Source organism: Arthrobacter sp. SPT-J7 (assembly GCF_059089965.1).
In genome coordinates this window covers 1-7,200 of the sequence record NZ_JBNHFF010000172.1, presented here as the reverse complement: position 1 = coordinate 7,200, position 7,200 = coordinate 1, and the positions used below count along the sequence as shown (strand labels likewise).

General features: G+C 65.6%; 9 protein-coding genes. 5 read left to right on the top strand and 4 right to left on the bottom strand.

Annotation, left to right across the window (positions count from 1 at the left end; translation table 11 throughout):
- Together AC5RWX_RS28305 and tmk are read right to left on the bottom strand one after the other, a co-directional pair.
- Window positions 1–603 (bottom strand): DNA polymerase III subunit delta' (locus AC5RWX_RS28305; RefSeq protein ID WP_494099571.1); only part of this gene is annotated, 603 nt, incomplete at its 3' end.
- On the bottom strand, window positions 600–1,256 hold the full coding sequence (tmk, locus tag AC5RWX_RS28300; protein ID WP_494099570.1) for a dTMP kinase: 657 nt from the start codon (window positions 1,254–1,256) through the stop codon (window positions 600–602). The genes AC5RWX_RS28305 and tmk, both read right to left, overlap by 4 nt.
- Before the next feature lie 119 nt (window positions 1,257–1,375).
- Between tmk and AC5RWX_RS28295 the strand changes: the two genes are divergently transcribed.
- Window positions 1,376–2,566, top strand: coding sequence for a trans-sulfuration enzyme family protein (locus tag AC5RWX_RS28295; protein ID WP_494099569.1), 1,191 nt, complete (start codon window positions 1,376–1,378; stop codon window positions 2,564–2,566).
- A gap of 9 nt (window positions 2,567–2,575) precedes the next feature.
- Entirely contained in the window at window positions 2,576–2,929 is a 354-nt protein-coding gene (locus tag AC5RWX_RS28290) for a DUF2516 family protein (RefSeq protein WP_494099568.1), read from the top strand.
- Window positions 2,930–2,972: 43 nt separating this feature from the next.
- Here AC5RWX_RS28290 and AC5RWX_RS28285 read toward each other — a convergent pair whose 3' ends face one another.
- Complete coding sequence (locus AC5RWX_RS28285) at window positions 2,973–3,863, bottom strand: class I SAM-dependent methyltransferase (RefSeq protein WP_494099567.1); 891 nt, start codon at window positions 3,861–3,863, stop codon at window positions 2,973–2,975.
- 111 nt (window positions 3,864–3,974) lie between these two features.
- Between AC5RWX_RS28285 and AC5RWX_RS28280 the strand changes: the two genes are divergently transcribed.
- Window positions 3,975–4,721 carry a phosphoglyceromutase gene (locus tag AC5RWX_RS28280; RefSeq protein ID WP_256246524.1) on the top strand — a complete coding sequence of 249 codons (747 nt, stop codon included), beginning with the start codon at window positions 3,975–3,977 and terminating at the stop codon, window positions 4,719–4,721.
- Between the two features lie 76 nt (window positions 4,722–4,797).
- Here AC5RWX_RS28280 and phoU read toward each other — a convergent pair whose 3' ends face one another.
- Window positions 4,798–5,460 (bottom strand): phosphate signaling complex protein PhoU, encoded by a 663-nt coding sequence (phoU, locus tag AC5RWX_RS28275; RefSeq protein ID WP_494099566.1) that lies wholly within the window; start codon window positions 5,458–5,460, stop codon window positions 4,798–4,800.
- Window positions 5,461–5,666: 206 nt separating this feature from the next.
- Here phoU and AC5RWX_RS28270 point away from each other — a divergent pair, with 206 nt between their 5' ends.
- Window positions 5,667–6,908, top strand: coding sequence for a sensor histidine kinase (locus AC5RWX_RS28270; protein ID WP_494099572.1), 1,242 nt, complete (start codon window positions 5,667–5,669; stop codon window positions 6,906–6,908).
- Window positions 6,905–7,200 (top strand): response regulator (locus AC5RWX_RS28265; protein ID WP_494099565.1); only part of this gene is annotated, 296 nt, incomplete at its 3' end. The genes AC5RWX_RS28270 and AC5RWX_RS28265, both read left to right, overlap by 4 nt.

Sequence of the window (7,200 nt, the reverse complement as noted above, 5' to 3'; positions counted from 1 at the left end):
CCCGACGTGGCTTTGGGCCGGCCGGGCCGCGCGCTCCGCCAGCGCCGGCTCCACGCCGGCACGCTTCACCCACAGGGCAGCCACATCGGCGGCGGGCGGCAGCCGCAAGGCCACGCTCCGGCAGCGCGAGCGGATAGTTACCAGCACATCTGCAGGGGAAGGCGCGCACAGCATCCACACCGTGCGGGGAGTCGGCTCCTCGATGGCCTTGAGCAGGACGTTGGTGGTGCGCTCGGCCATTCGGTCTGCGTCCTCCACCACGATGATGCGCCAGCGTCCGGAGGACGGCCGGTTGCCCGCAGTTGCCACCAGTTCACGCGCCTCATCGATGGTGATAGTGACTTTTTCGGTCCGGACGAAAGTGACGTCAGAGTGGGTTTCCCCCAAGATGGTCAGGCAGGCAGGGCATTGCCCACACCCGCGCCGAACCATGTCTTCCTGGTCGCAGTTCAACGCTGCTGCGAACGCCTTGGCAGCATTTGAGCGGCCCGATCCGGGGGGTCCGGTAAACAGCCAGGCGTGCGTGAGGTTTTCGCCGCTTGCGGCCTGGCGCAGTTGTTCGACGACGGCGGCCTGGCCCTGCAGGTCGTCCCACACCGTCATGCGCTGTCTTCTTCCGCGGCCGCCAACAGGCCGTCCACGCGCTGGAGGATCTGCGCCGCAAGGTCTCCCACGGGGAGATGGGCGGCCAGCACAAGGTAGGAACCGGCGCGGGTGGCGGCCAGTTCCAGGAACGCATCCCGAATCCGGACGTGGAACTCGTCAGCTTCGGCTTCCAGTCGGTCCTCCCCGGAATCACCGGCGGTCCGGCGTTGCCGGCCCACTGCTGGGTCAACATCCAGCAGGACGGTGAGGTGGGGCTCCAGGCCCGAGGTGGCCCACGCATTGATTGACCGGACTGCATCCTTGCCGAGGTCCCGTCCGGCGCCTTGGTACGCAACGGACGAGTCAATGTACCGGTCCGTCAAAACGATCTGGCCGCGCTCAAGTGCCGGCCGGATGACCTGGCTGGCGTGGGCGGCCCTGGACGCTGCGAAGATCAGGGCTTCGGTATGGGCGTCAATGTGGCCGTGGCCGTGGTCAAGGACCAGGGAGCGAAGTTTCTCGCCGATGGGCGTTCCGCCGGGTTCCCGGGTCCGCAGGACGGTGAGGCCGCGCGCTTCAAGGGCATCTGCAAGTAGGGCTGCCTGGGTGGACTTGCCGGCGCCATCCCCGCCCTCGAATGCGATGAAAAGGCCCGCCCGTTGTTTACTCACCGGTCAAGCCTACCGATCCTCACCCGCAATCGCAGACCGCCGGAGGCGACATGTGGACAGTATTAGCCCCCAGGTAACGCCTTTCCCGGGTGCCTGGGGCGGACAGTAGGCTTTCCTGCATGAGCCTTTCCGAACAGCAAGCCGCTTCCCTTGCAGCCGAAACGGTCGTGGTGGCGGCCGGGCGTCCGCCCCGGGAAAGGGACCAGCCGGTCAACCCGCCCATCGTCCTGTCTTCCACATTCTTCGGCATTGGTGCCCTTGCTGACGGGGACCGAGGCTACGGCAGGTACTCCAACCCCACCTGGGATCCCTTTGAGGAAGCGCTGGGGCAGCTCGAAGGGGCGGAACTGCCCGGCCTCCTTTATGCATCCGGCCTCGCGGCGGTCAGTTCTGCCCTATCCCTCATTCCCTCCGGTGGAGCGCTGGTCATGCCCACACTGTGCTATTCGGGCTCGCTGGTGATGGCCGCCGAGCTGGCCCAGAAGGGCTTCATCGAACTCCGGACCGTGGACATCGCGGATACCGACGCCGTCAAGGAGGCACTCGCGCCCAGAGGCCCTGCCGGGCGCGCCGCTTCCATGCTGTGGCTTGAGAGCCCCACGAACCCCATGCTCAGCATCACGGACATGCCGGCTGTCACATCCGCGGCGCACGCCGCCGGAGCCATCGTGGTCACGGACAACACCTTTTCCACCCCCTTGGTCCAGCAGCCGCTGCGCCTGGGCTCCGACGTGGTCCTGCATTCGGTGACCAAGTACCTGGCGGGCCACTCCGACGTCGTCCTTGGCGCCCTGGTGACGTCCAACTCCGATATCCGTTCGGCGCTGCTCCATCACCGGACCATTCATGGCGGCATTGCCGGGCCCTTCGAATCGTGGCTGGCACTGCGCGGGCTGCGGACGCTGGCGCTCCGCATTGAACGGTCCCAGGCCACCGCAATGGTCCTGGCGGAGCGGCTTGGGGCCCATCCGCGGCTGGAATCGCTCCGGTTCCCGGGCCTTTCCGCCGATCCGGGACATGAACGGGCCAAGGCTCAGATGAAGGGTTTCGGTTCAATCATCTGCATCCAGGTAGCGCCTGTGGGCGGGATGAGCGGCGCCGACGCCGCGGACGCGGTGGTGCGTGCAGTGAAGCTGTGGCTGCCCGCAACATCGCTGGGCGGGGTCGAATCGCTGATCGAACGCCGGCGCCGGCACCCTGCCGAACCTTCAGACGTGCCCGAAAACCTGATCCGCCTCAGCGTGGGCATCGAGAATGTTGAGGACCTCTGGGCGGACCTGAAGCAGGCGCTGGACGCGCTGGGCGGCTAGGCTGGGCTTGTGGACGGTGAACTCATTATTCGGCCTGTAGAGCAGGCAGTGTTCTTTATTCTTGCCCTGGTGGCCCTTGGGCTTGAATTGTGGGCTGTTGTGGACTGCGCGCGGCACCGCGCCAATGCCTTCGAGGCAACCGGAAAGAGGACCAAGACCTTTTGGATGGCCCTGACAGGCGGAGCCGCCTTCGTCGGCATCATCTCGTTCTTCAGCAGCGGTGGCGGATTCTTCGGCACCCTTGGCCTGTTCGGCCTTGCGGCAGTGGTCGCGGCATCCGTCTACCTGGCAGACGTCAGGCCAGCCGTGAAGGATGCCGGACGCGGCGGCAGCCGCAACACGGGGCCCTACGGACCATGGTGACGAGGCTGCGCTGAGCTAACCCCAGCTGACCTGGTCCCCTGACCTAACCCTGCTGGCTTACCTGGCCCCTTGACCTAACCCTGCTGGCCCAACCCCGCGGGGCCACCGCTTCCCAGTCCACCGTCAGCTCGCCCAGCCGCCATCTGGCCGGACCATCCTGAACCGGCCAGCCGGCGTCGCGCAGGATCCGGGCCATGGACTGCCAGCGCTGCCTGTTGCCAAAAGCGGCCAGCGGGGCCGCTTCCAGCCAGGCCCTGTCCATGGCCTGCATCAGGGCGTGCACAGGTTCCCCGGGGACGTTGCGGTGGATCAAGGCCTTGGGGAGCCGCTCCGCAACCTCCGAAGGCAGTTCAAAGCTCCCAAACCGGACTGAAATACTGAGTGAGAGCGGACGTTCGGCATCCAGCGCCACCCACGTCACCCGCCGCCCGATCTCGTCGCACGTGCCGTCGATAAACAGGCCGTCCGCCGACAGGCGGTCCTGCACCAGCCGCCAGATCCCGGCTACATCGGCTTCCTCGTACTGCCGCAGGACGTTGAACGCCCGCACCAGTACGGGACGCCCGGAAACGGGGATTTCGAAGCCGCCAACATGGAAGCTCAAACCTGGCCGCTGCAATGGCAAGGCGGCCTGGACCCGGTCCGGTTCAATTTCGATGCCGCGCACCTGGACATCCGGACGCACGGCGGACAGCCGCTCAAAGAGCTCGACGGCGGTGGCCGGGGTGGCGCCGTAGCCCAGATCCACCACCAGGGGACTGGCGGCGGACCGAAGACGCCAGCCCTGAGGTCCGGTCAACCAGCGGTCCACCCGGCGCATGCGGTTGGGATTGGTGGTGCCGCGGGTTACGTTGCCTACCGGCCGGCCCTGCATGCCGCGCGGCCTCCCGCCAGATATCTGCCGGGCGGCCACCCGTTCAGCTTTTTGCACCACCGCCCAACCTTATCCTCGCGCGGTCCCTGCCCTATCACTGAGCTATCCCGGGGGATGGTGTCCTTTGTAACGCTGGGCGGCCGGCCGCGGCGCTCAGTTAGGATGAAAATCATGACTTACAAGCTGATTCTGCTGCGCCACGGCCACAGCGAATGGAACGCCAAGAACCTGTTCACCGGATGGGTGGACGTAGACCTCAACGACCAGGGCCGTACGGAAGCAGCAAGGGGCGGTGAGCTCCTGGTTGAAAACAATGTTCTCCCGGACATCCTTTACACCTCCCTGTTGAAGCGGGCCATCAACACCGCAAACATCTCCCTGGACAAGGCCGACCGCGGCTGGATTCCGGTCAAGCGCGACTGGCGCCTGAACGAACGCCACTACGGGGCACTGCAGGGCAAGGACAAGGCCCAGACCCTCGCCGAATACGGCGAAGAGCAGTTCATGGAGTGGCGCCGTTCCTACGACACTCCGCCGCCACCCCTGGACGACAACTCCGAATTCTCCCAGGTGGGGGACCCCCGCTATGCGGATCTCGGGGATGCCATTCCCCGCACGGAATGCCTGAAGGATGTCCTGGTCAGGCTGCTGCCGTACTGGGAATCGGACATCAAGGCAGACCTGAAGTCAGGAAAGACTGTCCTGGTGACGGCCCACGGTAACTCGCTCCGTGCCCTGGTCAAGCACCTCGACGGCATCAGCGATGAAGCCATCGCCGGCCTGAACATCCCCACGGGCATCCCGCTGGTCTACGACCTCGACGAGGACTTCCAGCCCGTCAAGCCGGGCGGCACCTACCTGGATCCTGAAGCAGCCGCAGAAGCCATCATGGCAGTGGCGAACCAGGGCAAAAAGTAAACCTACACACGCTCGACGGCGGGCCGGTCACTTGTGGTGACGGGCCCGCCGTCGTCTGTCAGGAACCCTGCTGCAGTCAGCTGTGCTCGGTGCCGTTCGGCTGCCACGCACCGGTCACCAGGTAGGTGACCTTCTGCGCGACCGAGACGCCGTGGTCCGCAAAGCGCTCGAAGTACCGGCTGGCCAAGGCCACGTCCACTGTGGTAGCCGGTGACTCGGCCCACTCCGGGGCGGCGATGGCCTTGAAGACGCTGAGGTGCAGATCGTTGATGGCGGTGTTTGCCTTCAGGATGTCCCGGGCCACCTCAAGGTCGCGGGTCTCCAGCAGCACAGTGAGCTTGTCGGCGATCTCCTGGTCCAGCTCCGCCATGCTCTTGAACGTTCCGGTCATGGACTCCGGAATAACGACGGAGGGGAAACGGAGGCGGGCCAGCTGCGCGATATGCCGGGCAAGGTCGCCCATCCGCTCGAGCGAGGCGCTCATCCGCAGGGACCCCACGATCATCCGCAGGTCGCTGGCAACCGGTCCCTGCAGCGCCAGGATGTCGATGGCCCGTTCATCCAGGCTGTTCTGCAGGAAGTCGATGCGGGCATCCGCGGCGATGACGTCCTGGGCGAGGTCGACGTCCGCCACCTCGAAGGATGTTGTGGCCTTATCCATGGCTTCGCTGACCAGCCGGGAGATCTCCACCAGCTGGTCACCGACCTGGGTGAGCTCTTCCTGAAAAACCTTACGCACTTAGGCGTCCTTTCCTTGGAACTCCGTCCCGCCCGCTCCAGGGCAGCAGGAATTCGTGTCGCCGTTCGGCAGTCCAACTCGTTACTCTGCCAGTATCCGGTAAACGGTTAAGTCCTTGAAGATGAACGTTAGTTGAACCGTCGGTGCAGCAGTCCCGGACGCGCCGACGGCCACCTGCCAGCGCATAAGGTGGAGCTGTGGATCCTATGCTCATCGGTCTGGTCGCCGGCCTCATCGGCCTGGCGCTCGGCACCTTCGGCGTGCTGGCCTACAGGGTCAGCGAAAAGCAGCGGCACCTGCTCGACGTCGACGCCGATGACATCGCGCTGCCGGCCGGCGCCGCCGAGGTGCTGGCCGTCGTCGGACGCGCCTTTGTGGTGGTGGACGCCGTGGACGGCGTGGTCCGCGCCAGCCCCGCGGCCTACGCCTATGGCCTGGTGCGTGGGCACACCGTGGTCCATAAGGAACTGCTGGACATGACGGCAGGAGTCCGCCGGGACGGCGTCATCCTGGAGAAACAGCTGGAGCTTCCGCGCGGCCCGTTGGGTCAGGGCACCATCATCGTCCAGGTGCGGGCAGCCATGCTGGGGGAGGAATACATCCTCCTGCTCGCGGACGACCGTACGGAGATCACCCGCACGGAAGAGATCCGGAACGACTTCGTGGCCAACGTCTCCCACGAACTAAAAACCCCTGTCGGCGCGATTTCCCTGCTCGCCGAGGCTTTGGAGTCCTCCGCCGACGACGAACAGGCAGTGCGCCGCTTCGCCAAGCGCATGCACAAGGAATCCGGCCGGCTGGCTGCCTTGGTGCAGGACATCATTGAGCTCTCCCGGCTGCAGGGTGCAAGCGTGGCCCAGGAGGGCCGCCCGGTCGACGTGAACGCCGTCATTGCCGAGGCCGTGGACCGGTCCCAACTCCCGGCGGAGAGCAAGAACATCCGCATTGTTGTTGGCGGCCGGATAGAGGGCAAGGTCTTTGGCGACCAGGACCTCCTGGTCACCGCACTGCGCAACTTGATTGACAACGCCATCCGCTACTCGCCGGCCAACACCCGGGTGGGCATCGGCGTCCGCTCCCGGGATGGGCTCGTCTCAATCTCGGTGACCGACCAGGGCGAGGGACTCAGCCCCGAAGACCAGGAACGCGTCTTCGAGCGCTTCTACCGTGTGGATTCCGCCCGTTCCCGCCACACCGGGGGCACCGGCCTCGGACTGAGCATCGTCAAACATGTCGCCTCCAACCACGGCGGGGAAGTGACACTCTGGTCCCAGCCGGGCCAAGGGTCCACCTTCACGCTCCGCCTCCCGGAAATGGAAGGGCAGGACGGCGAGGACGAGATAGCGCATGCCGCCGCCCCCGGACTGACGGGACATCCACACCGGAAACCAACTGCCACCCAAGTACCCCGCGCCGCAGGCGCAAAAGAACGAGGAGCAAACGCTTGAGCAGGATTTTGATTGTGGAGGACGAGGAATCGTTCAGCGATCCCTTGTCCTATTTGCTGGGCAAGGAAGGGTTCGAGGTGGAGGTCGTGGACAACGGCCTGGACGCCATCACCGAATTCGACCGGAACGGGGCGGACCTGGTGCTGCTGGACCTCCAGCTTCCCGGGCTCTCCGGCACCGAGGTATGCCGCCAGCTGCGCCAGCGCTCCAGCGTCCCGGTGATTATGCTGACGGCCAAGGATTCCGAAATCGACAAAGTGGTAGGCCTGGAACTGGGCGCCGACGACTACGT

Bases quoted from the DNA above. Each gene is read 5' to 3' on its own strand.
- AC5RWX_RS28295 (WP_494099569.1), top strand. From the start codon at position 1,376: ATGAGCCTTTCCGAACAGCAAGCCGCTTCCCTTGCAGCCGAAACGGTC.
- AC5RWX_RS28280 (WP_256246524.1), top strand. From the start codon at position 3,975: ATGACTTACAAGCTGATTCTGCTGCGCCACGGCCACAGCGAATGGAAC.
- AC5RWX_RS28270 (WP_494099572.1), top strand. From the start codon at position 5,667: ATGCTCATCGGTCTGGTCGCCGGCCTCATCGGCCTGGCGCTCGGCACC.